Here is a 23249-nt window from a genome sequence, read left to right as displayed (position 1 = left end):
CCCCTGGCCTGCTGGCCGGGGGCGTTTCGCGTTGCGTCAGCCCGCGTAGTCGAGCGTTCCGGTGCGGCGTCCGACGCTGACGAGCCGGTCCATGGACAGCCACGCGACCAGGTACCAGCCCGCCCCGACGAGCGCCTCGATCCCCACGAGCCCGAGGACGTGCCCGACCGGCGCCCCGTTCAGGACGCCCCGCACCGCGTCGAGACCGTGCACGAGCGGCAGGACGTCGATCGCGACGCGCATCGGCTCGGGCCAGACGCTCACCGGCACGTTGACCCCGCCGAACGTCATGACGATCCCGTACGCGAAGTTCAGCACCAGCCATTCGACCCCGCGGAGCCGGAGCGCGACGCCCGCCAGCGCGCAGCCGTACCCGTAGCTGGTGACCAGCACGAGCACGATCACCGGGATCGCGTAGGCGGCGCGCGGCCAGGGCAGCGGCACGCCGAGCAGCGGCGGCAGGACGGTCCAGGCGACCAGCGAGCTGACCAGTCCCGTGGCCATCCACTGGATGCCGCGGCCGAGGTAGACGGGCAGGTGCCCGGCGGGCGCGACGGCCAGCAGCGGCAGCGTGCCGAGGGCGCGCTCGCCCGCCAGCGAGATCACGACGATCGTCGACTCCATGCAGGCCAGCGCGACGACGTTGCCGACCAGCACGTACCGCGTCAGCGCCGGGTCGCCGAGGTAGGAGCCGAGCAGCGCGTAGAACGTCACCTGGCAGAGCAGCCGCATGAGCCAGCCGAACGTCCAGGTCCGCCAGGTGTAGACGCGGCTCAACTCGGCGAATCCCAGGACGACCGCCTGCCGGACGATCCGGATGACGTCGATCACGCGTACCCCACCGTCCCCTCGCGCCGGGCCGCGTCCACGTGGCGGCGCGTCAGCCGGACCCCGCCCGCCATCGCCGCCGCGCCGAGCCCGAGGATCACCGCGAGCGCGAGCGGCCAGCCGGGCGCGTTCCCGTGCACCGCGTCCCTGAGCAGGCGCGAGCTCCACGACAGGAACACCAGCCGGCTGAAGGGGCGCACCCAGTACGGCAGCACGAGGATCGGGAAGACCACGCCGCCGAGGATGTAGAAGGGGTAGCTCAGCGAGTTCTGGAGCACGTCGCGGGCCCGCGAGAGCGCCAGCAGCCCGGCCAGCAGCATGGCCGTCCCGACGGCGGCGAGGCAGGTGGCGGCGACGGCGGCGGCGAACACGCCCGGGGCGTGGACGGTCAGCACCCGCCCGAACCCGAGCGCGGCGACCAGCCAGGACTCGCCGAACGCCAGCGCGCCCACCAGCACGACCGCGAACACCCGCCCGACGACGACCAGGGCGAGCGGGACCGGGGCCGCGACCATGGGCGTGAACCGGCCCGCCCACTGGTCCTCGGGGATCACCCGTCCGGCGTAGTCGAGCGCGGACACCCACAACCCGATCAGCCCGGGGGCGATGACGGCGGTCGCCACGGCGTCCGGACGGTGCGCGTGCACGGTCAGCGAGAGCAGCCGCGTCGTCTGCATCGGGGCGATCAGCAGGATCAGCACATGCCCCGGGCTGCGCCGCGAGAGCGCCGCCTGCAACAGGAACGACCGCCACACCACGACGAGGCACGTCATACCCGCATCCCCCGGTCGCCGACGGTGCGCAGGTAGACCTCTTCGAGCGTCGGCTGGGCGTGCCGCGCGGTGAGGACGTCCCGCTCGACCAGCCACGCCAGCACCCGCCGCGCCCCGTCCCGGTCGGCGGTGTGGACGCGCCACCGGCCGTCCAGCCGCTCGACGTCGGTCACGAAGGACAGCACGCCGAGCGCTTCGGCCAGCGCGCCGTCCTCATGGACGAAGTCGACGCACTCCCGGTCTCCGAGGACGCGCCCGACACCGGCGGTGTCGTCGGTCAGCAGGAGCCGTCCGCGATCGATCAGCGACACGCGGTCGCACAGGGCGGTCGCCTCGTCCATGTCGTGCGTGGCGAGCAGGAACGTCCGCCCCTCGTCCCGCAGCTCCAGCACGAGCCGCCGGAACGCGACCGCCGCGACGGGATCGAGCCCGGATGTCGGCTCGTCCAGAAAGAGAACGCGGGGCTCGTGCAGCAGCCCGCGCGCCAGGTGCAGCCGCTGCCGCATCCCGCGCGAGAACCGCTCGACCGGATCGTCGGCCCGCTCGGCGAGCCCGACGCGCTCCAGCAGGGCGTCGGCCCGCCGCCGGACCGTCCGGGCGTCGAGCTTGTAGAGCGCCCCCCAGAACAGCAGGTTCCGCCGGGCGCTCAGCCGGTCGTACAACCCGCGGTCTCCGCCGAGCACGAGCCCGACCAGCGACCGCACGACCTTCGTCTCGGCGACGACGTCGTGCCCGAGCACCGCCGCCGACCCGCCGCTCGGCAGCAGCACGGTCGAGAGGATCTTGACGAGGGTGGTCTTCCCCGCCCCGTTGGGCCCCAGCAGCCCGTGGATCTCGTTCCGGGCGATCGACAACGTGAGGTCGTCCAGCGCGACGACGGCGTCCTTGCGCTTGCGCTCGTAGACCCGGCGAAGCGAGGACGCGGCAACGGCGTCTTCCATGCCTCGACCGTGGCCGTAAGGCCCGCCCCGAGGCCATAAGGCCCCGTCCTAGATGAGCCGCCCGCCCTTAGGCGGACGGCAGTGCGGAGCGCGGGGACGTGCGGGACAGGACCGCGGCCAGCTCCAGGGCGGCGGCCGTCCCGCGCTGCTCGACCGGGACGGCGCCCAGCACCGTCCGCCCCGACTCGGTGATCATCTGGCTCCGCTGTCCGGGCGGGAGGCCGTCCAGGATGGCCGCCGCCCGCTCCGCGCCCCGCCGGACGCCGCCGTTGACGACCGTGCACAGCGCCTCGTGGAGCTGGACGTTGGCGACGTACTGGTAGTCCACGAAGTCCTGGGAGAGGACGCGGTCGCGGGCCTGGTCGGCGGGGGACTCCTCGCCCGCGTGGGAATGGACCCAGCTCTCGGTGAAGTACACCTGGTCGGCGCACCAGTACGACGGGATCAGTTCGGTCGTGCCGTCCTCGGGGACGACGTGACGGAGGACGGCGAGGGACTTCTTCGCCTCGTCATGGCGTCCGAGCAGGGAAAGGGCCTTCGCCCTGGAGCTGGTGAGCGTGGCGAGACCTGCTGAGGGCCGGTTGCCCGCGAGGGCCTGAGCCTGGTCGGCGAGCCGCAGGAGCGTGTCGGGCGTCCGCTGGCCGTAGAGCCCGAAGCCGACCTCGGACGCGCGCGCCAGCACCCGGAGCCGCTGGTCGCCGGAGGCGTCGGCCGCCTCCTTGGCGGTGCGCCACCAGCGGAGCGCCCCGCCGTGCTCGCCCAGCCGGGTCAGCACGTTCGCATGGAGCATCGCGAGGGCGGCTTGCACGCGCTGGAGCTCGGTCACGTCCGCGCCCGGCTCGGTGAGCTGCTGCCGCACGCTGATCAGGTCGAGCAGCAGGTCGTCCCGCACGGCCGCCGGCGGACGCGTCCGGATGGCGTACAGGTGGTCGGTGCAGGCGAGCTGCCAGTCCTCGATCGCCCGGGGCGGTGTCGTCAGGGCGACGTCCATCGCCCGGCGAAGGGACTCGGCCGAGGATCCGAACGCTCCCGCGCCGAGTCCCAGCGCCGCGAGCAGCAGTCGGCGTCGCTCCATCTCGTCTCCAGCATCGTGGGGGACGGTCGTCTCCACGGTAACCGGAGGGGAATCGGGCAGCGCGGGCGCGAGCGCGGTCAGCGTCCCGCCGGCGTCGAGTTCGGCGTCGAGGCGGACGGCGAGGCCCGCGGCCGGGGGGACGCGGTCCTGCGAGACGAGGACGAGCTCGTCCACCCCGCATCCGACGGTGGCGGCGAGGTCGCGGAGGCGGACGTCGCGGGCGGCCATCAGGCGGCACAGGTTCGCGCCGAAGGTCACGCGGGCGCGCTCGGGACCGAAGAGCTCCGCCTCGGCCAGTTCGAAGACGCCGGCGAGCCACGGGGCCCAGTCGCGCGGGTAGTGCTTGCCGCGCTCCCAGTCGGCGGCCTGCCGGGTCAGGGAGCGGATGCGGCGCTCGTCCAGAGGCGCGCCCACCGCGCTGAGGAGCTCGCGGGCGAGTTTGCGGCGGCCCCAGTGGCGGGTCGCGCGTTCGGTGCGGAGCCGAACCGCCCACGCGGGTAGTGCGGTGTCACCCATCGTGCCCCCTTGCTCTCGGAACGTTCATTGTCGGACGTCCCGGTACCGCTCCGCCGGGGGTTCAGAGGATTCCGCGGTCCCGGGCGGTGGCCACCGCCTCGCCTCGGGACGAGGCGGCCAGCTTGGCCATCAGGTTGGAGACGTGGACGCTGGCGGTCTTGGGGGAGATGAACAGCTCGGCGGCGATCTCCTTGTTGGAGCGGCCTCGAGCCAGGAGGCGGAGGACCTCCGATTCGCGGGCGGTGAGGGGGCCGCCGGTCGGGCCGGAGAGGCCCGCGCGGCGGGACCGTTCGGAGATCCGGCGCTGGAGAGGGGCGGCGCCCAGGCGGGCGGCGATCTCGGCGGCGCGGCGGAGGCGGTCGGCGGCGCGCGGGCGGTCGCCGGACGACAGGTCGGCGCACGCGGCCTCGAAGAGGGCGCGGGCGAGCGGGTAGGGGTGGCCGAGGGACTCCCAGGTGGTGATGGCGGTGTCCCAGGCGTCCGGGTGGCCGTTGTGGGCGGCGACGGCTGCGGCGTAAGCGGTCAGGACGGGGCCGACGACGGGGAGGCGCGCGGCGGTTCCGGCGGTGCCGGGGACGCCCGCGCGGGCGGCGGTTTCGAGGAGCGGCCAGGCGAAGACGGGCTGGAGGGTCAGCTGCGGGTGGCGCAGGGCCGTCTCGGCGGTCTCGCGGGCGGCCGGACGGTCGTCCTCGGACAGGTGGAGTTCGGCGAGCATCCGCGCCAGGGGGAGCGAGGTCTGCGGGAAGCCGGCGTCCAGGGGTTCCTTCAGGGTGGTGAGGTCGGGTTCGGGGCCGGCGCCGCGGGCGGCGCGCAGGGCGGTGGCCCAGATGGACAGCTGGAGGCGCATAGCGGGGGCGTGGTGGCGGTCCAGGGCGTCCTGGAGGAGCGCGGCCGTCTCGTCCCAGCGGCCGAGCTCGAAGAGCGTCTCGATGCGGTTGACGATCAGGGGGTTCGCGGCGCTGTGCAGGAGTCCGGCGCGTCCGGCCACGACGAGGCCCTCTTCGCAGGCGGCCAGGGCGTCCGCCGAGCGGCCGAGGCCGTCGTAGGCGTGCGACAGGTGGGCGTGGACGGTGGTCCTGGCGCTGTCGTCCATGTCGGCCAGGCGCAGCCGTTCGAGCGGGGCGAGGTCGCCGAGGCCGTCGCGGGCGGCGGCGGCCGCGACGGTGACGCGCAGGCGGGGGACGGCCGGGTGCCCGCCGAGCGCACCGGCGAGGTCCAGCGCCTCGCGGCCGAGGCGCTCCGCCTCGGCCTTCTCGCCGCGCACGGCGAGCCGCGCGCTGAGCTGCGACAGGACGTACACGCGCTGACCCGTGGGACCGGACGCGAGGCGCTCGGCCGCGCGGAGGTCGTCCATCTCGGTGTCCTGGCCGACGAAGCCGCGCAGCCCGGCGCGCAGGCAGAGGAGCTTGGCGGTCTCCTCGGGGTCGGACGCGTCCTTCAGCAGCGTCTCGACGATCGGGAGGCCGCGCGCGGGATCCCCCACATAGAGGGCGGTGAAGGCCGCCTGCATGAGCACGTCGGCGCGGTCGGCGCTCGTGCGGGCCTCGGCGTCGGGCACGCGGGGCCACAGGTCCAGGACGCGTTCCAGCAGGTCCAGGCACTCGGCGTAGGAGGCGGCGCGGGCGCGTTCCCCGGCGGCACGCCAGGCGGAGGACAAGGCTCGGGGGTGGTCTCCGCACGCGTCCCAGTGGACGGCCAGGGCGCTCTCGGGCGCCTCGCTCAGGTCCGGGTCGTCCTCGATCGCCTCGGCATAGCGGCGGTGCAGGCGCGTCCGCTCGCCGGGCAGCAGGTCCAGGTGGACGGCCTCCCTGATCAGCGCGTGCCGGAAGGCGTAGCCGTCGCCGTCCGCGAGCAGCAGGCCGCGTTCCACGGCCGGACGCAGCGCCGCGTCGAGGCCGGGATCGCCGGTCACGGCGGCCAGCAGGGCGTGGCCCACGCGGTCCCCGGCGGCGCTCGCCGCGCCGACCGCCGCGCGGGTCGCGGGCGGGAGCGTGCGGAACCGGGCGAGCAGCAGGTCGCGCAGCGAGCCGGGGACGGCCTCGTCCGGGCTGTCCGCGAGGGCCTCCACGAACAGCGGGTTGCCCCCGGCGCGGGCGTGCAGGTCGGCGATCAGGCCGGGATCTGCGGCGCCGGTGAGGGCGGTGACCTGCGCGGCGACCTCCGAGCGGGTCAGCGGCGGTAGGTCGAGCCGGGTCACGTGGGGCAGCCGGGCGAACTCGCCGAGCAGGGTGCGGACGTCCGGGTCGTCCACGCGGGACGTGACGACCAGCAGCACCTTCGCCGGGACGGGGTTGCGGACGAGGAAGGTCAGCAGGTCGCGGGTGGAGCGGTCGGCCCAGTGCGCGTCCTCGACGACCAGGACGGCCGGCTCGTCCGCGCCGAGCCTCCCGACCAGCCCGAGGACGTGCTCGAACAGCCGCACCTGGCCGGACTCCTCGTCGGACGCGGCGTCGCCGAGCGCGGGCAGCAGCCGGGCCAGCTCGCGCCGCGCGGCCGGGGAGCAGAGCCGCGCGACGGCGTCCGGGCCGAGCTTCCGCAGGATCGCGGTGAACGGCGCGTAGGGCAGGCTCGCCTCGCCGAGGTCCAGGCAGCCGCCGACGAGCGCGCGCTTCTCCCGGACGAACTCGGCGATCAGCCGCGACTTGCCGCCGCCCGCCTCGGCGGTGACGAGCACGACGGCCATCTCGCCTTCGCCCGCGCGCGCGTAGGCGTCGCGGAGCGCGGCGAGCTCGGTGGCGCGCCCGACGAAAACCTCGGCCCTCATTCGGCCAGAATGCCCACGTTGCCGCGCAGCGTCCACCGGCTATCGGGGGCGCAGGCCGTCCACCATGTAGCTGAACAGCCGGTCGCGCAGCTCGGTGTCCTCGGGGGAGTGCTCGGTGACGGAGGCGAGCATCGCGGCGAGGTACAGCATGTCCGCCGACCGGACCTCCGGACGGACCACGCCGGCCTCCCGCGCGCGTACGAGGAGCGCGTCACCGGCGGCGCGCATGTCATGGCACGACGCATAAAGGTCGGACGACTCGTCCTGGAGTGCGGCCATCATCGTCTGCGCGAGGCCGCGGTAGGTGAGCGCGCCCGCGCCGAGGCGGCGCATCCATCCGACCAGCGCTTCGAACGGGTCGTCCGCGCCGAGCAGTTCCTCGGCGTGGGCGCGGAGGCCGTTGAAGCGGTCGTGCAGCAGCGCCTCCAGCAGCGCCTCGCGGGTGGGGAAGTGCCGGTACAGCGTGCCGATCCCGACGCCCGCGCGGCGCGCGACCTCCTCCAGCGACGCGTCCGTGCCCTGCTCGGCCACGACGTCCCGGGCCGCGGCGAGCAGCCGTTCGTAGTTCCGGCGCGCGTCGGCGCGCATGGGCCGTTCCGGCATGCGGCATTCCCCTTGATATGCGGAGGGCGCCTCCGATTAAATGGAGGACCCCTCAGTTTACCGATCCGGAGGCGTTCATGACGGACGTGGAAGTGGTGCGGAAGACCCGGCGGCGGCTCGGCCGCGTCGGGGTGTGGCTGAACAGGGCGGTCTACGGCGCGGTCCCGGCGGAGGCCGAGCGGCGCGAGCTCGCGCGGATCGAGGCGCTCGGCTACGGCTCGGTGTGGTCGGGCGAGACCATCGGCGGCAGGGACGCGCTCGTCCAGCACGGCCTGTACCTGGCGCACACCGAGCGGCTGGTCGCCGGGACGGGCATCGCCAACGTGTGGGCGCGGCACGGCGCGACCGCCCACGGGGGCGCGGTCGCGCTCGCCGACGCCTACCCCGGCCGGTTCGTCCTCGGGCTCGGCGTCGGCCACCCGTTCCAGGCCGAGGCGGCGGGCGCGCGCGAATGGCGCCCGCTGGAGAAGATGCGCCGCTACCTGGACGAGATCGACGCCGGCGCCCCGTTCCCGCCCGGCTTCTCGCGCCGTCCGGTCGTGCCGGACGTGCCCTACCCCCGCGTGCTCGCCGCGCTGAACCCGCGCATGATGGAACTCGCCCGCGACCGCTCGGACGGCGTCCAGCCGTTCTTCGTCCCGGTCGCGCACACCGCCGAGGCCCGGCGCGTCCTCGGCCCGGACAAGCTGCTGATCCCGCAGCTGAGCGTGCTGCTGGAGCCCGATCCCGACCGGGCCCGCGCGACCCTCCGCGCGTCCGCCGCCTACGGCTTCAAGGTGGCCGCGTACGCGCGCAACCTGGCCAGGCTCGGCTACTCCGCCGACGAGATCGAGACGCCGTCCGACCGCATCCTCGACGCGCTCTACGGCCACGGGGACGAGAAGGCCATCGCGCGGCGCGTCGCCGAGCATCTCGACGCCGGAGCCGACCACGTCCTGGTCACGCCGCAGGCCGGCACCCTCACGGACATGGTCGACCTGCTGGAGCGGCTCGCCCCGGTGCTCGTCCAGGGCTCCCTCTAATGCGACGCGTGTTGCATTAGTCCCGCCCGTCGGGTAAGCTGAACAGCGTCACATCGTCGTCCGGTTGGGGAGTCCTTTGGAGATCTGAGGTCGCAGGCACCGCGCAGTCGCCTCGCCCGCCATGCGGGCTCCGAGGATGCGCAGCGATCTCAGCGGACTCTCCCGGCCGGGCTCTTCCATGCCCGCGCGCGATGCGCGACGGCCGCGGTGCCTCCATGTGTCCCACCCGCACCGACACCTTCCATGGAGGCCCCCATGTCATTCGCCATCGTGTGCTCCGACCTCACCTTCGCCTGGCCGGACGGCACCGTCGTCCTCGACGGCCTGGACGCCGCGTTCGGCGCGGGCCGCACCGGCCTCATCGGCCTCAACGGCGCCGGCAAGTCCACCCTGCTCAAGCTCGTCGCGGGCGAGGTGAAGCCCGCCTCCGGGTCGGTGTCGGTGCGCGGGCGGGTCGGCTACCTGCCGCAGTCGCTGCCGCTCGGCACCGCGCGGACGGTCGCCGACCTGCTCGGGATCTCCCCGGCCCGCGCCGCGCTGCACGCCATCGAGCGCGGCGAGGCCACCGAGGAGAACTTCGCCGCCGTCGGCGACGACTGGGACGTGGAGGAGCGCGCCCGCGCCGAGCTCGACCGGCTCGGCCTGCACCACCTCGACCTGGACCGGACGGTCGGCACGCTGTCCGGCGGCGAGACGATCCTGGTCGGGCTGGCCGCGCAGCTCCTCGCCCGCCCGGACGTGCTGCTGCTCGACGAGCCGACCAACAACCTCGACCTGGACGCCCGCCGCCGCCTTTACGACGCGGTGGACGCCTGGAACGGGGTGCTCGTCGTGGTCAGCCACGACCGCGAGCTGCTCGACCGGATGGACGAGATCGCCGACCTGCGCGAGGGCCGGATCCGCACGTTCGGCGGCAACCTCACCGCCTACGAGGAGCTCCTCGACGTCGAGCGGGAGGCCGCCGAGCGGATGGTCCGCACCGCCGAGAGCGACGTGCGCAAGCAGAAGCGCGAGCTGGAGGAGGCGCAGACCAAGCTGGCCCGGCGCGTCCGGGCGGGCAAGAAGGCGCAGGCGGAGAAGCGCGTCCCGAAGATCGTCGCCGGGCTGCGCAAGCAGGCCCAGGAGGTGTCGGTCGGCAAGCACAAGCAGCTGCACGAGGACCGCCTCGCGGGCGCGCGCGAGCGGCTCGCCGAGGCCGAGGAGCTGGTCCGCGACGACACCGAGATCAAGGTGCAGCTGCCCGCGACGCACGTCCCGGCGGGCCGGACGGTCCTGACCGTCACCGGCCTGACCGCGCCCGAGCCCGTCCCGGGCACGCTGGAGGAGCTGATCGTCCGCGGTCCCGAGCGGATCGCGCTGGTCGGCCCGAACGGCGCGGGCAAGACGACGCTGCTGCGCGCCCTGATGGGGGAGCGCGTGCACGAGGGCGTCGCGGACGGCGTGGAGGTGAAGGCGGGCGTGGACGGCGTCCGCTACCTGCCGCAGCGCCTCGACGTCCTGGACGACGCGCTCAGCGTGCTGGACAACGTCCGCAAGGTCGCGCCGGACGCGTCGATCCAGACCGTCCGCAACGGCCTCGCCCGGTTCCTGTTCCGGGGCGCCCGCGCCGAGCGCCCCGCCGGGACGCTCAGCGGCGGCGAGCGGTTCCGCGCCGTCCTGGCGTCGCTGCTGCTGGCCGAGCCCGCCCCGCAGCTCCTGCTGCTGGACGAGCCGACCAACAACCTCGACATGGCCAGCGTCCGGCAGCTCGGCCAGGCCCTCGACGCGTACGAGGGCGCGCTGATCGTGGTGAGCCACGACCTGCCGTTCCTGCGCGGCCTCGGGATCACCCGCTGGCTGCGCGTGGACCGCGCCGAGGGCGTCACCGAGACCGAACCGATGTAGCCGCTATTGCAGGACGCGTCGCGTGAACGTCCGCATCGAGAGCCACGTCAGCAGGATCGTCCCGACGACGAGCACGCTCATGTACGCCCACGCCGACATGTGCCCGACCTGCGGGGTGAGCGCCGCGCGCAGCCCCTCGTTCACGTACACCATCGGGTTGACCAGGACGAGGATCTGGAGCCAGCGGATGTGGTCCATCGCCGCCCACGGGTAGTACACGCAGCCGAGCATCGACATCGGCAGCAGGACCAGCGCGAACATCATCTGGACCTTCTGCGGGTCGAGCAGGGTGCCGAGCCACAGCCCGGCCGCCGACGACATCAGCGAGCCGAGCACGAGCACGACCACCAGCGTCAGCCAGTTGCTCACGTGGATCTTCGGGCCCTGCCCGGCCGCGTGCACGAACAGCACGCACGGGAACACCAGCAGCCCGCCGATGAGCGCCTGCACGCCGGCCGCGGTGATCTTCTGGAACGCGAGCATCGGCACCGACAGCGGCGCGAGCGCCCGGTCGGTGATGGAGCGCTGCCAGTTCAGCTCCATCATCAGCGGGAAGATCACCGCCATGATCGCCTGCATGACGATGGCCGATCCGACCAGGCCGGGCACCAGCACCGTGGAGAAGGTGCCGCCCGACCCGCGCGAGGCCGCCGACATCGTCCCCGCGCCCGCCCCGCCGATCTTCGGCAGCACGTAGGAGAACACGAACACGAACAGCAGCGGCTGGGCGAGGACGCGGGCGAAGGTGGCGACGAAGTTCTTGCGCAGCACCCGCATCTCGCGCGCCATCATCGCCAGGAAGGTGCGCGGCAGCGTCGGCCGCACCGGCGGCGCGGCGGACGCGGGGGTGGAGACGGCGGTCACTCTCGGTACTCCCGTCCGGTGAGGGTGAGGAAGGCGGACTCCAGGCTGGGCCGGAGCTGGGACGCGTCGGTGACGCCGGTGCCGGCGGCCGAGCCGATGGCGACCAGCTCGCCGAGCAGGCCGTCGGCGGTGTGCGCGAACACCCGCACCTGGTCGCCGGTGACCTCGACCTTCGTGACGCCGGCGCGGTCGCGCAGCTTCGCCACGCCGTCCGGGACGGGCCCGTCGTAGGCGACCGTGATGACCGTGTCGGCCCCGGCGGACGCCTTCAGGTCGTCCACGGTGCCGCTGGCGAGGACCTTGCCGTGGTCGACGACCGCGACGCGCTCGCAGAGCGCCTCGGCCTCCTCCATGTAGTGCGTGGTCAGCAGGATCGTCTGGCCGCCGCTCTGCAGCTCGCGCAGGACGTCCCACAGGTTGACGCGGGTCTGCGGGTCGAGCCCGGCGGTCGGCTCGTCCAGGAACAGCACCTCGGGCCGGTGCACCAGGGCGCGGCAGATCATCAGCCGCTTGGCCTGGCCGCCGGACATGTCGAACGGCTTGGCCGCGCGCCGGTCGGACAGGTTGAACATCTCCATCAGCTCGTCGGCGCGTCGGCGCGCGTCGCGGGCGGACAGGCCGAAGTAGCGGCCCCGGAACTCGAGGTTCTCGAAGGCGTTCAGCTCGTTGTCGAGGGTGTTGCCCTGCGACACCATGCCGATGCGCCGCTTGACCTCGACGGAGTGCTTGGCGACGTCGAAGCCGCACACGGTCGCGCGCCCGGACGTGGGCACGACCAGCGACGTCAGCATGCCGATCGTGGTGGACTTGCCCGCGCCGTTCGGGCCGAGCAGCCCGTAGAACTCGCCGTGCGCGATCGACAGGTCGATGCCCCGGACGGCGGGCACGTCGCCGCCGGGGCCCTTGTAGGTCTTGTGCAGGTCGACGGTCCGGACGGCGGCCCGGATCTCGTCGACCGGCTCGTCCACCCGCTCTCTGATGGGTCGGTCTAGCACTCCCGGTCTCCCTTCGAGTACTCCTCGAACCGGTTGATGAGGCGGAGCAGGAAGCGGCGGACGGCCGGTTCGTCCTCCGGTTCCACCACGTCGTAGAGCTTGAACAGGTCGGCACCGATGTCGGGGCCGACGTCCTTGAGCAGCGCGACGCCCCCCTCGGTGGCGTGCAGCAGGACGGCGCGCCGGTCGCCCGGGTCGCGGCGGCGCTCGACGTAGCCGTCGCGTTCCAGGGTGTTGACGACCGAGGTGAGGGTGGCCGGGGTGACGCCGAGGCGGCGCGCCGCCTCGCCGGCGCGCAGGCCCTCCTCGCTGTTGTGCAGCAGCCGCAGCAGGAAGAACCCGGCGGGGGTCATCCCGTGCCGCTCGACGACCTTCCACATGACCGGGCCGCCGAGGCGCATCGCGGCGCCGAACAGGCGGCCGATCGGCCACTCCTCGGGCGGCCCCAGCGAGCTGAGGTCGCCGAAGCCCAGCTTCTCGGTGTCCATGGGGACATTCTTAGCCAACGTACCTTTAGTGGTCAAATCATTAGCCGGCTAAGTAACGCGAAGATGTCTCAGATCGTGAGCGGTGCGGCGCCGAGGTATTGAATAATCATCCATAACTGTGCATACTTTTGCTGAATGCTCCGGAAGGCAGGGGAGAGATGGGAATCCGAGCGGCGGTGGCCGGCGCCAGCGGGTACGCGGGCGGCGAGCTCCTTCGTGTACTGGCGGGACATCCGGAATTCGAGATCGGTGCGGTGACGGCGGGCTCCAACGCGGGCCGCCGCCTGGGCGAGGTCCAGCCGCACCTGCGATCCCTGGCCGACCTGGTCCTCGCCCCGACCAGCCCGGCCACCCTCGCGGGGCACGACGCGGTGTTCTTCGCGCTCCCGCACGGCGACTCCGGCCCGATCGCGGGACGGCTCGGCGACGACACCCTCGTGGTCGACTGCGGCGCGGACTTCCGCCTGGACAGCCCGCAGGAGTGGGAGTTCTTCTACAACTCCCCGCACGCGGGCACCTGGCCCTACGGCCTGCCCGAACTCCCCGGCCACCGCGACGCCCTCCGCCGGACGAACCGGATCGCCGTCCCCGGCTGCTACCCCACCTCGGTCGCGCTCGCGCTCTACCCGGCGTTCGCGGCGCGCCTCGCCGAACCGGACGTCGTGGTCGTCGCCGCGTCCGGGACGTCCGGCGCGGGCAAGGCGCCCAAGCCGCACCTCGTCGGCAGCGAGGTCATGGGCTCGGTCGGCGCCTACGGCGTCGGCGGCGTCCACCGGCACACCCCCGAGATGGAGCAGAGCCTGTCCGCGGTCGCGGGCGAGCCGGTGTCGGTCTCCTTCACCCCGACCCTCGCCCCCATGAGCCGCGGCATCCTCGCGACCTGCACCGCCAAGGCCCGGCCCGCCGTCACCGCCGCGCGGCTGCGCGACGCCTACGCCGCCGCCTTCGACGGCGAGCCGTTCGTGGAGCTGCTGCCCGAGGGGCAGTGGCCCGCCACGGCGATGACCCTCGGCGCGAACACCGCGCTCGTCCAGACCGCGCTCGACGAGCGCACCGGGCGGATCGTCGCGGTCGCCGCCATCGACAACCTCACCAAGGGCACCGCGGGCGGCGCCGTGCAGAGCGCCAACCTCGCCCTCGGCCTCCCCGAAACACTCGGCCTCACCACGATCGGAGTCGCCCCGTGAGCGTCACCGCCCCCCAGGGTTTCCGCGCCGCCGGCGTCAGCGCCGGCCTCAAGGAGAACGGCGGCCGCGACGTCGCCCTCGTCGTCAACGACGGACCGTCCCGCGCGGCAGCCGGCGTCTTCACCCGCAACCGCGTGAAGGCCGCGCCGGTCCTGTGGTCCGAGCAGGTGCTCAAGGGCGGCCGGCTGCGCGCCGTCGTGCTGAACTCCGCCGGGGCGAACGCCTGCACCGGCCCGGACGGCTTCGCCGACACCCACGCCACCGCCGAGAAGGTCGCGGACCTGCTCGCCGACTCGGCGGGCGAGGTCGCGGTCTGCTCCACCGGCCTCATCGGCACCCGGCTCGACATGGACCGCCTGCTGCCGGGCGTCGAGTCCGCCGCCGCCGAGCTGTCGCGCGGGGACGGCGGCCTCGCCGCCGCCGACGCGATCCGCACCACCGACACCGTCGCGAAGATCGCCTTCCGGCAGGGCGACGGCTACATGCTCGGCGGCATGGCCAAGGGCGCGGGCATGCTCGCGCCGTCCCTGGCGACCATGCTGTGCGTGATCACCACCGACGCCGACCTGCCCGCCGAGGCGCTGGACCGGGCGCTGCGCGCCGCGACCGGCGCGACCCTCGACCGGCTCGACGCCGACGGCTGCATGTCCACCAACGACACCGTCCTGCTCATGGCGTCCGGCGCGGCCGGCGTCACCCCGGACGAGGCCGCCTTCACCGACCTGCTCATCGACCTCTGCGCCGACCTCACCCGCCAGCTGCTCGTGGACGCCGAGGGCGCGTCCAAGGCCATCGCGATCGAGGTGGTCGGCGCGGCCAGCGAGGCCGACGCGGTCACCGTCGGCCGCACCGTCGCCCGCAACAACCTGCTCAAGTGCGCCATCCACGGCGAGGACCCCAACTGGGGACGGGTCCTGTCGGCGGTCGGCACCACCGACGCCGTCTTCGAGCCGGACGCGCTGAACGTCGCGATCAACGGCGTCTGGGTCTGCCGCAACGGCTCGTTCGGCGACGACCGCGACAAGGTGGACCTGCGCCCCCGCGACGTCACGATCACCGTCGACCTGTCGGCGGGCCCGCACAGCGCGACCGTCTGGACGACCGACCTCACGGCCGACTACGTCCACGAGAACTCGGCGTACAGCTCATGAGCGCGCTCATCTCGGGCGAGCGGATGCGCCGCCGGCGCGAGGCCGTGCTGCCCAAGGCCAGCACGCTGATCGACGCGCTGCCCTGGCTGGAACGTTTCCACGGCAAGACCATCGTCATCAAGTACGGCGGGCACGCCATGTCCGACGAGGCGCTGCGCCACCAGTTCGCCGAGGACGTGGTGTTCCTGCGCTACGCCGGGCTCCGGCCGGTCATCGTGCACGGCGGCGGCCCGCAGATCAACGCCGCGCTCGACGCGCACGGCATCGAGTCCAGCTTCACCGCCGGGCTCCGCGTCACCACCCCCGAGGCGATGGAGGTCGTCCGGATGGTGCTGGTCGGGCAGGTGCAGCGGGACGTCGTCGGCCTGATCAACCGGCACGGCGCGTTCGCGATCGGCATGTCCGGCGAGGACGCCAACCTGTTCACCGCCGAGCGCAAGCGCGCCGTCGTGGACGGCACGGAGGTCGACATCGGCCAGGTCGGCGAGATCGTCGAGATGGAGGTCGGCGCGGTCAACGCGCTGCTCGCCGACGGGCGCGTCCCGGTCGTGTCCAGCGTCGCGCGCGGCGACGACGGCGAGGTCTACAACGTCAACGCCGACACCGCCGCCGCCGCGCTCGCCGTCGCGCTCGACGCCGCCAAGCTGGTCGTCCTCACCGACGTCGAGGGACTGTACGCCGACTGGCCCGCGTCCGACGACGTCATCGACCGGCTGACCGCCGACGAGCTCGCCGAGCTGCTGCCGGACCTGTCGGCGGGCATGGCGCCCAAGATGGAGGCGTGCCTGGCCGCGGTGCGCGGCGGAGTCCCGCAGGCCCACGTCCTGGACGGACGCGTCCCGCACGCGCTGCTGCTGGAGCTGTTCACCGAGGAGGGCATCGGCACGATGGTCACGCCCGGCGTCCCGGGCGGTCCGATCGCACCGGACGCCGAAACCGACACCGACGCCGAAGCCGAAGCCGTGCCAGAGGGAGAACCCGCGTGACCACCCCCCGCAACGACGACCTGAAACGGCGGTACGAGGCCGCCTTCATGCCGAACTACGGCGTCCCGCCGCTCGCGCTCGTCCGCGGCGAGGGCTGCACCGTCTGGGACGCCGACGGCAACGCCTACCTGGACCTCATCGGCGGCATCGCCGTCACCTCCCTCGGCCACGCGCACCCCGCGCTCGTCGCGGCCGTGACCGGGCAGGTCGGCACCATCGCCCACACCTCCAACCTGTTCCTCAACGAGCCGGAGGTCCGGCTCGCCGAGCGGCTGCTCGGGCTGCTCGGCGGCGACGGGCGCGTCTTCCTCGCCAACAGCGGCACCGAGGCCAACGAGGCCGCGCTGAAGATCGCGATCAAGTACGGCAGGACGCACGGCCGGTCGTACTTCGTCGCCACCGAGGAGGGCTTCCACGGCCGCAGCCTCGGCGCGCTGTCGCTCACCGGCAAGGCCGCGATCCGCGAGCCGTTCGGGCCGTTCGGGCGGGACGTCCGGTTCGTCCCGTACGGGGACGTGGACGCGCTCAAGTCCGCCGTCACCGAGGACTGCGCCGCCGTCTTCCTCGAGCCCACCCAGGGCGAGGCCGGCGTCGTCCCGCCGCCGCCCGGCTACCTCGCCGCCGCCCGCGAGATCTGCACCGCGAACGGCGCGCTCTACGTCGGCGACGAGATCCAGTCCGCGATCGGCCGCACCGGCGCCTGGTTCGCCTTCCAGCACGAGGACGCCCGGCCCGACGTCCTCACCCTCGCCAAGGGACTCGGCGGCGGCCTCCCCATCGGCGCGGTCGTCGCGTTCGGCGAGCACGGCGACATCTTCGCCAAGGGCGACCACGGCAGCACCTTCGGCGGCAACCCGGTCGCCGCGTCCGCCGCTCTCGCCGTCCTCGACACGCTGGAGGCGGACGGCCTGCTCGCCAACGCCGCCCTCGTCGGCCGCGTCCTCGCCGACGGCGTCGCCGCCATCGACCACCCGCTGCTCGCGGGCGTCCGGGGCCGCGGGCTGTGGCAGGCGCTCGTGCTGACCTCCGACGCGTCCGCCGCCGTCCAGGACGCGGCGCGCGCCGCCGGGTTCCTCGTCAACGCGCTCCGGCCGAACGCCGTCCGCCTCGCCCCACCGCTCACCATCACCGCGGAGCAGGCGCAGTCCTTCGTGGACGCGCTGCCCGCCATCCTCGAGGAGGCGGCGCGTTGACCGTCCGGCACTTCCTGCGCGACGACGACCTCACCCCCGCCGAGCAGGCGCGGGTCCTCGACCTCGCCGACGCGATGAAGAAGGACCGCTTCGCCTGCAAGCCCCTCGCCGGCCCCCGGACGGTCGCGGTCCTGTTCGACAAGTCGTCCACCCGCACCCGCGTCTCGTTCGCCGTCGGCATCGCCGAACTCGGCGGCGAAGCGCTGATCCTGGAGACGGGGAGCAGCCAGATGGGCCGCGGCGAGTCGATCGCCGACAGCGCCCGCGTGCTGGAGCGGCAGGTCGCCGCGATCGTCTGGCGCACCGGCGACCAGTCGCGCATCGACGAGATGGCCGACGGCACCGCCGTCCCCGTCGTCAACGCCCTCACCGACCAGTTCCACCCCTGCCAGGTCCTCGCCGACCTCCAGACCGTCCGCGAGCGCAAGGGCGTCCTCGCCGGCCGCACCCTCGCCTACTTCGGCGACGGCGCGAACAACATGGCGCACTCCTACCTGCTCGGCGGCGCCACCGCGGGCATGCACGTCCGGATCGCCGCGCCCGAACCCCTCCCGCCCGACCCGGACGTCGTCGCGCGCGCCGAGGAGATCGCCGCGGCCACCGGCGGCTCGGTCCTGGTCACCGCCGACCCCGTCGAGGCCGCGACCGGAACCGACGTGCTCGCCACCGACACGTGGGTCTCCATGGGGCAGGAAGGCAAGGACACCGGCCTCTACGAACCGTATTCTGTGGACGAGGCGCTGCTCGCGCACGCCGCCTCCGACGCGATCGTGCTGCACTGCCTGCCCGCCTACCGCGGCAAGGAGATCTCGGCGGCCGTCCTGGACGGCCCGCACAGCGTGGTCTGGGACGAGGCCGAGAACCGTCTGCACGCGCAGAAGGCCCTGCTCACCTGGCTCCTGGAGAACACTGCGTGACGACCCCGATGACCAAGGCCGCCCGGCACGCCCGGGTGATCGAACTGCTGTCCCGGCACCCCGTCCACTCGCAGGGGGAGCTCGCCAAGCTCCTCGCCGACGCGGGCGTCGAGGTCACCCAGGCCACCCTCTCCCGGGACCTGGTCGAGATCGGCGCGGTCAAGCTCCGCGCCGAGGACGGCAGCCTGATCTACGCCGTGCCGGGGGAGGGCGGCGAGCGCATCCGCCGCGTCCCCACCGGCACCGCCGAGACCTTCGACGGCCGCCTCACCCGGCTCGCCGCCGAACTCCTGGTCGCGGCCGAGGCGTCGGCCAACCTGGTCATCGTCCGCACGCCGCCCGGCGCGGCCCAGTACCTCGCGTCCGCCATCGACCACGCCGAATGGCCCTCCATCCTCGGCACCGTCGCGGGAGACGACTCCATCCTCGTCATCTCCCGCGACCCGGCCGGCGGCCACGACCTCGCCGAGGCGCTGCTCCGCCTCGCCGCCGGACGCGAACGACGAAGCTAGCCCGGCGCCGGCCTTCCGGCGCGGGGCACCCTCACGGCCCCCGCCCGCGCTCGCGGCGTGGGGCTTGGCACGACGCGCGCCCGCGCGATAAGCGTGCAGTAGCGCAATGAGCGTGCAGTAGCGCAATGAGCGCGCAGCAGACCGACAAACCCGCAGCGGTAGAAGCAAAAGAGGACTTACCAGTGACGAAGGCACCGACGCGTCTATGGGGCGGCCGGTTCGAAGGCGGCCCGTCGGACGCGCTCGCCCGGCTCTCGGTGAGCGTCCAGTTCGACTGGCGGCTCGCCCCCTACGACCTGATGGGCTCGCGCGCGCACGCCCGCGTGCTCCACCGCGCGGGCCTGCTCACCGCCGACGAGCTCGACAGGATGATCGGCGCGCTCGACGACCTCGAGGAGGCGTGCAGGAACGGCGAGTTCCGGCCGACCGTCGCCGACGAGGACGTTCACACCGCCCTCGAACGCGGCCTGCTCGAACGCCTCGGCGCGCTCGGCGGCAAGCTCCGCGCCGGCCGCTCCCGCAACGACCAGGTCGCCACCGACCTGCGCCTCTACCTGCGCGACCACGCCCGCCAGGTGGTGTCCCGGCTGGTCGAGCTGGAGACCGCGCTGATCGCCCAGGCCGAGCACAACCTCGGCGTCGCCGCGCCCGGCATGACCCACCTCCAGCACGCCCAGCCCGTGCTGTTCTCCCACCAGCTCCTCGCCCACGTGCAGCCGCTCACCCGCGACATCTCCCGGATGCGCGACTGGGACCGGCGCGCGTCGGTGTCCCCGCTCGGCTCCGGCGCGCTCGCCGGGTCGTCCCTGCCGCTCGACCCGCAGGCCACCGCCGCCGAGCTGGGCTTCGACTCGGCCGCGCCGAACTCGATGGACGCCGTCTCCGACCGCGACTTCGTCGCCGAGTTCCTCTTCGTGGCCGCGCTGATCGGCGTGCACCTGTCCCGGCTCGGCGAGGAGATCTGCCTCTGGGCCTCGCAGGAGTTCCGCTGGATCGAGATGGACGACACCTACGCCACCGGGTCGTCGATCATGCCGCAGAAGAAGAACCCCGACGTCGCCGAGCTCGCGCGCGGCAAGGCCGGACGGCTCATCGGCCACCTCGTCGGCCTGCTCACCACCCTCAAGGGCCTCCCGCTCACCTACAACCGCGACCTCCAGGAGGACAAGGAGGGCGTCTTCGACGCCGTGGAGACCCTCCTGCTCGTCCTGCCCGCCATGTCCGGGCTGATCGCCACCATGCGGATCAACACCGAGCGGCTGGAGGCGCTCGCGCCCGAGGGCTTCGCGCTCGCCACCGACCTCGCCGAGCTGCTCGTCCGGCGCGGCGTCGCCTTCCGCGACGCGCACGAGATCGTCGGCCACCTCGTCGTGTGGTGCCAGGTCAACGACAAGGACTTCGGCGACCTCACCGACGACGAGCTCGCCAAGGTCTCCCCGCACCTCACCCCGGACGTCCGCGAGGTGCTGAACGTGCCGGGAGCGCTCGCCTCCCGCAAGGCGCACGGCGGCACCGCCCCCGACCGCGTCCGGGAGCAGCTGGACGACCTGCGCGCCCAGGTCAACGAACACGCCGCCTGGGCCTCCGGCAACGACTCCTGACCAGCGTCCACCGGGCGTGCGTCCGGCGCGCGTCCAGCGGCGCGCGTCCGGCGTGCGGCGTGCGTTCGGCGTGCGTATCCGGCGTGCGTCGGGCGCGCGGCGTCCGCTCCGGCCGGCGTCCGGGCCGCTCGCGTGATCTTCGTCCGCGGGCGGCCCGGTGGCCGGTACGGTGGAGAACGCCCGAAACGGACGATCCTGGTGGGGGAATGAACGGAGCACCACTGCCGCGCAGCTTCTTCGACGCGCCCGTCGAGACCGTCGCGCCCCGCCTGCTCGGCAGCGTCCTGGTCCACACCACCGCGGACGGACCCGTCGGCGTCCGGCTGACCGAGGTCGAGGCGTACGCCGGGCCCCGCGACCCCGCCTCGCACGCCTACAAGGGCCAGACCGCCCGCAACGCCGTCATGTTCGGGCCTCCCGGCCACGCCTACGTGTACTTCACCTACGGGATGCACTACTGCGCCAACCTGGTCTGCGGGCCCGCGGGCACGGCGTCCGGGATCCTGCTGCGCGCGGGCGAGATCGTCGAGGGCCGGGAGCTGGCCGCGGCGCGGCGGCCCAACTCGTCCGTCCGCGACCTCGCCCGGGGACCCGCGCGCCTCTGCAATGCCCTCGCCATCGCCCGTCCCGAGAACGGCCTGGACGTCTGCGACCCGGCGGGCGCGCTGTGCATCCTCCCCGGAGACCCCGTCGCCCCGGCCTCCATCCGGACGGGCCCGCGCGTCGGGGTGAACGGCGGCAAGGACACCCCCTGGCGGTTCTGGATCGACGGCGACCCGACCGTCTCGGTCTACCGTCCCCACGTCCCGCGCCGCCGGACCGCGACCCGCGCCTGACCTCGGCCCACGGCGCGCGCCGGACGCCCGCCGAGCGCCGTCCACCTGCCGGAACCCGCTCGGCCCGGGCCGAATATCGTTAGCCTGTGCACCGTCCATCGGGGAAGCTGATGGACGCAGGGACAAGCAAGCCGGAGACGAGGGAGACCGTGACCGACATCCTGGACGATCTCGCATGGCGCGACCTGATCGCGCAGTCCACCGACCTGAGTGAACTGCGGGCCCTGCTCGCCGCGGGGCCGGTCACGCTCTATTGCGGGTTCGATCCGACGGCGCCCTCGCTGCACCTCGGCAACCTCATCCAGATCCTCACCCTGCGCCGCTTCCAGCGCGCCGGGCACCGGCCGATCGGCCTGGTCGGCGGGGCCACCGGCCTCATCGGCGACCCCAGCGGCAAGAGCGCCGAGCGCGTCCTCAACACCGAGGAGACCGTCGCGGGCTGGGTCGAGCGCATCCGCGGCCAGGTCTCGAAGTTCCTCGACTTCGACGGCGGCCCGACCGGCGCGACGATGGTCAGCAACCTCGACTGGACCGGCCCCATGTCGGCCATCGAGTTCCTGCGCGACATCGGCAAGCACTTCCCGGTGAACCGGATGCTCGCCCGCGAGACCGTCAAGGCGCGACTCGAGTCGTCCGGGATGAGCTACACCGAGTTCAGCTACGTCCTGCTCCAGTCCATGGACTTCCTGGAGCTGTACCGCAGGCACGGCTGCCGCCTCCAGACCGGCGGCAGCGACCAGTGGGGCAACCTCACCGCCGGGGTCGACCTGATCCGGCGCGTCGAGGGCGGCACCGCGCACGCGCTCACCACGCCGCTGCTCACCAAGGCGGACGGCTCCAAGTTCGGCAAGACGGCCGGCGGCGAGACCTACTGGCTCGACCCCGACCTGACCTCGCCGTACGCGTTCTACCAGTTCTGGATCAACGCCGACGACCGGGACATCGAGAACTACCTCAAGGTCTTCTCGTTCAAGTCCCGCGAGGAGATCGAGGCGCTGATCAAGGAGGGCGCGGAACGACCCGCCGCGCGCATCCCGCAGCGCGCGCTCGCCGAGGAGATGACCACGCTCGTGCACAGCGCGGACGAGACGGCCGCGGCCGTCGCCGCGTCCCGCGCCCTGTTCGGGCAGGGGGAGCTGCGCGAGCTGGACGAGCGGACGCTCGCCTCGGCACTCGCGGAGGTCCCGCGCACGGAGGTCGCCCCTGGTGAGCTGCCCTCCGTCGCGGACCTGCTCGCCGCGTCCGGACTGTGCAAGAGCAAGTCGGAGGCCCGGCGCGCGATCGCCCAGGGCGGTGCGTACGTGAACAACGCGAAGGTCGAGTCGGAGGACGCCGTGCCGTCGTCCGGCGACCTCCTGCACGGCCGCTTCCTGGTGCTGCGGCGCGGCAAGCGCAACATCGGCGGGGTGGAGGTCGTCCGCTCCTGAGCCCGAACGGCGAAGGCCCCGTCCGCGATGCCGGACGCGGCCTTCGGCCTGCGTGGGGAAAGCTTCGGTAGATTCACGTCACAGTGCGGTCACGGGCAGGCCGCCGAGAGCGCCGTCCAGCCCCCGAAGTGGCCTCTGATCAGGGCTTTTGCGCTTCTCGAAGCCGATTTGACGGTACCCGCGACCGGACCTAATGTTCTACCTGCCCCGAGGGGAGCGGGACGCCGGACACGGCGGCCGGCCCGAGGGGAACCCCGGATCCGACACCGCAGGCCTCGGCCTTCGATGCCGCATCCGTGGTCACTCGAACCGGACGAAGTTGAACAAACCGGACGGATCGGGTAAGTTTGAAGGGTTGCCCCGGAGCGAGGCCCGCGGAAGCGGGTGGAGCGCGGTGGGTGTCCGTTTCTTGAGAACTCAACAGCGTGTTAAAAGCCAGTGCCTTTATAGATCAGGCGATGCGCCTGGTCACCCCGTGGCTCTGACCGGAAGGTCGGGGTGGGGATTTCTTTGAGGCAAGCGGTCTTCGGATCGCATGCTGGGATCTTCGGATCCTTCATGAGGTTTGGCGGTGCGGGTTCGCCCCCGTGTCCGTCGTTGGACCTTGATGGAGAGTTTGATCCTGGCTCAGGACGAACGCTGGCGGCGTGCTTAACACATGCAAGTCGAGCGGAAAGGCCCCTTCG

At 73.3% G+C, this 23249-nt stretch carries 20 protein-coding genes and 1 rRNA gene; 12 read left to right on the top strand and 9 right to left on the bottom strand.

What is annotated here, in order from left to right; translation table 11 throughout:
• Positions 1-36: 36 nt before the first annotated feature.
• The 6 genes from ACFPCY_RS40015 to ACFPCY_RS39990 form a co-directional block, all read right to left on the bottom strand.
• Entirely contained in the window at positions 37-831 is a 795-nt protein-coding gene (locus ACFPCY_RS40015; protein ID WP_378264563.1) for an ABC transporter permease, read from the bottom strand.
• Entirely contained in the window at positions 828-1601 is a 774-nt protein-coding gene (locus tag ACFPCY_RS40010) for a hypothetical protein (RefSeq protein ID WP_378264561.1), read from the bottom strand. Before ACFPCY_RS40010 ends, ACFPCY_RS40015 begins: the two co-directional genes overlap by 4 nt.
• Positions 1598-2542 carry an ABC transporter ATP-binding protein gene (locus ACFPCY_RS40005; RefSeq protein ID WP_378264559.1) on the bottom strand — a complete coding sequence of 315 codons (945 nt, stop codon included), beginning with the start codon at positions 2540-2542 and terminating at the stop codon, positions 1598-1600. The genes ACFPCY_RS40010 and ACFPCY_RS40005 overlap by 4 nt, the downstream gene beginning before the upstream one ends.
• A gap of 67 nt (positions 2543-2609) precedes the next feature.
• A complete protein-coding gene (locus ACFPCY_RS40000; RefSeq protein WP_378264557.1) occupies positions 2610-4133 on the bottom strand; it encodes a hypothetical protein in 1524 nt (507 codons plus the stop codon).
• Positions 4134-4194: 61 nt separating this feature from the next.
• A complete protein-coding gene (locus ACFPCY_RS39995) occupies positions 4195-6897 on the bottom strand; it encodes an ATP-binding protein (RefSeq protein ID WP_378264555.1) in 2703 nt (900 codons plus the stop codon).
• 39 nt (positions 6898-6936) lie between these two features.
• A complete protein-coding gene (locus ACFPCY_RS39990; protein WP_378264553.1) occupies positions 6937-7500 on the bottom strand; it encodes a TetR/AcrR family transcriptional regulator in 564 nt (187 codons plus the stop codon).
• 77 nt (positions 7501-7577) lie between these two features.
• Here ACFPCY_RS39990 and ACFPCY_RS39985 point away from each other — a divergent pair, with 77 nt between their 5' ends.
• Complete coding sequence (locus tag ACFPCY_RS39985) at positions 7578-8522, top strand: TIGR03620 family F420-dependent LLM class oxidoreductase (protein ID WP_378264551.1); 945 nt, start codon at positions 7578-7580, stop codon at positions 8520-8522.
• Positions 8523-8777: 255 nt separating this feature from the next.
• The gene (locus tag ACFPCY_RS39980; RefSeq protein ID WP_378264549.1) at positions 8778-10406 is read left to right on the top strand and encodes an ABC-F family ATP-binding cassette domain-containing protein; all 1629 of its coding nucleotides are present in this window, start codon (positions 8778-8780) and stop codon (positions 10404-10406) included.
• A 3-nt stretch (positions 10407-10409) separates the two neighbouring features.
• Here ACFPCY_RS39980 and ACFPCY_RS39975 read toward each other — a convergent pair whose 3' ends face one another.
• From ACFPCY_RS39975 to ACFPCY_RS39965, 3 genes are read right to left on the bottom strand one after another with little or no spacing between them, the layout of a single operon-like run.
• The gene (locus ACFPCY_RS39975; protein ID WP_378264547.1) at positions 10410-11270 is read right to left on the bottom strand and encodes an ABC transporter permease; all 861 of its coding nucleotides are present in this window, start codon (positions 11268-11270) and stop codon (positions 10410-10412) included.
• Positions 11267-12265 carry an ABC transporter ATP-binding protein gene (locus ACFPCY_RS39970; RefSeq protein WP_378264545.1) on the bottom strand — a complete coding sequence of 333 codons (999 nt, stop codon included), beginning with the start codon at positions 12263-12265 and terminating at the stop codon, positions 11267-11269. The genes ACFPCY_RS39975 and ACFPCY_RS39970 overlap by 4 nt, the downstream gene beginning before the upstream one ends.
• Positions 12259-12753, bottom strand: a complete 495-nt coding sequence (locus tag ACFPCY_RS39965; protein WP_378264543.1) for a MarR family winged helix-turn-helix transcriptional regulator — start codon at positions 12751-12753, stop codon at positions 12259-12261. Before ACFPCY_RS39965 ends, ACFPCY_RS39970 begins: the two co-directional genes overlap by 7 nt.
• Before the next feature lie 158 nt (positions 12754-12911).
• Between ACFPCY_RS39965 and argC the strand changes: the two genes are divergently transcribed.
• From argC to ACFPCY_RS39915, 10 genes are all read left to right on the top strand, one after another.
• A complete protein-coding gene (argC, locus tag ACFPCY_RS39960; RefSeq protein ID WP_378264541.1) occupies positions 12912-13940 on the top strand; it encodes an N-acetyl-gamma-glutamyl-phosphate reductase in 1029 nt (342 codons plus the stop codon).
• Positions 13937-15091 (top strand): bifunctional glutamate N-acetyltransferase/amino-acid acetyltransferase ArgJ, encoded by a 1155-nt coding sequence (gene argJ, locus ACFPCY_RS39955; protein WP_378264539.1) that lies wholly within the window; start codon positions 13937-13939, stop codon positions 15089-15091. The genes argC and argJ overlap by 4 nt, the downstream gene beginning before the upstream one ends.
• A 23-nt stretch (positions 15092-15114) precedes the next feature.
• Positions 15115-16077 carry an acetylglutamate kinase gene (gene argB, locus ACFPCY_RS39950; RefSeq protein WP_378264767.1) on the top strand — a complete coding sequence of 321 codons (963 nt, stop codon included), beginning with the start codon at positions 15115-15117 and terminating at the stop codon, positions 16075-16077.
• A 47-nt stretch (positions 16078-16124) separates the two neighbouring features.
• Positions 16125-17270, top strand: a complete 1146-nt coding sequence (locus ACFPCY_RS39945) for an acetylornithine transaminase (protein WP_378264765.1) — start codon at positions 16125-16127, stop codon at positions 17268-17270.
• On the top strand, positions 17267-18187 hold the full coding sequence (gene argF / locus ACFPCY_RS39940) for an ornithine carbamoyltransferase (RefSeq protein ID WP_378264537.1): 921 nt from the start codon (positions 17267-17269) through the stop codon (positions 18185-18187). Before ACFPCY_RS39945 ends, argF begins: the two co-directional genes overlap by 4 nt.
• Positions 18188-18195: 8 nt before the next feature.
• Positions 18196-18699 carry an arginine repressor gene (locus ACFPCY_RS39935; protein ID WP_378264763.1) on the top strand — a complete coding sequence of 168 codons (504 nt, stop codon included), beginning with the start codon at positions 18196-18198 and terminating at the stop codon, positions 18697-18699.
• Positions 18700-18881: 182 nt separating this feature from the next.
• On the top strand, positions 18882-20300 hold the full coding sequence (gene argH, locus ACFPCY_RS39930) for an argininosuccinate lyase (protein WP_378264535.1): 1419 nt from the start codon (positions 18882-18884) through the stop codon (positions 20298-20300).
• A gap of 206 nt (positions 20301-20506) precedes the next feature.
• Positions 20507-21136: a DNA-3-methyladenine glycosylase gene (locus tag ACFPCY_RS39925; RefSeq protein WP_378264533.1), complete on the top strand. Its 630-nt coding sequence runs from the start codon at positions 20507-20509 to the stop codon at positions 21134-21136.
• 149 nt (positions 21137-21285) lie between these two features.
• On the top strand, positions 21286-22563 hold the full coding sequence (gene tyrS, locus ACFPCY_RS39920) for a tyrosine--tRNA ligase (protein WP_378264531.1): 1278 nt from the start codon (positions 21286-21288) through the stop codon (positions 22561-22563).
• A 604-nt stretch (positions 22564-23167) separates the two neighbouring features.
• Positions 23168-23249, top strand: a 16S ribosomal RNA gene (locus ACFPCY_RS39915); the annotation flags it as partial.

It is taken from the genome of Actinomadura gamaensis (assembly GCF_042652125.1).
Classification (GTDB): Bacteria; Actinomycetota; Actinomycetes; order Streptosporangiales; family Streptosporangiaceae; genus Spirillospora; species Spirillospora gamaensis.
Note: the sequence above shows the minus strand (reverse complement) of the source record. Positions and strands in the feature narration are given on the sequence as shown.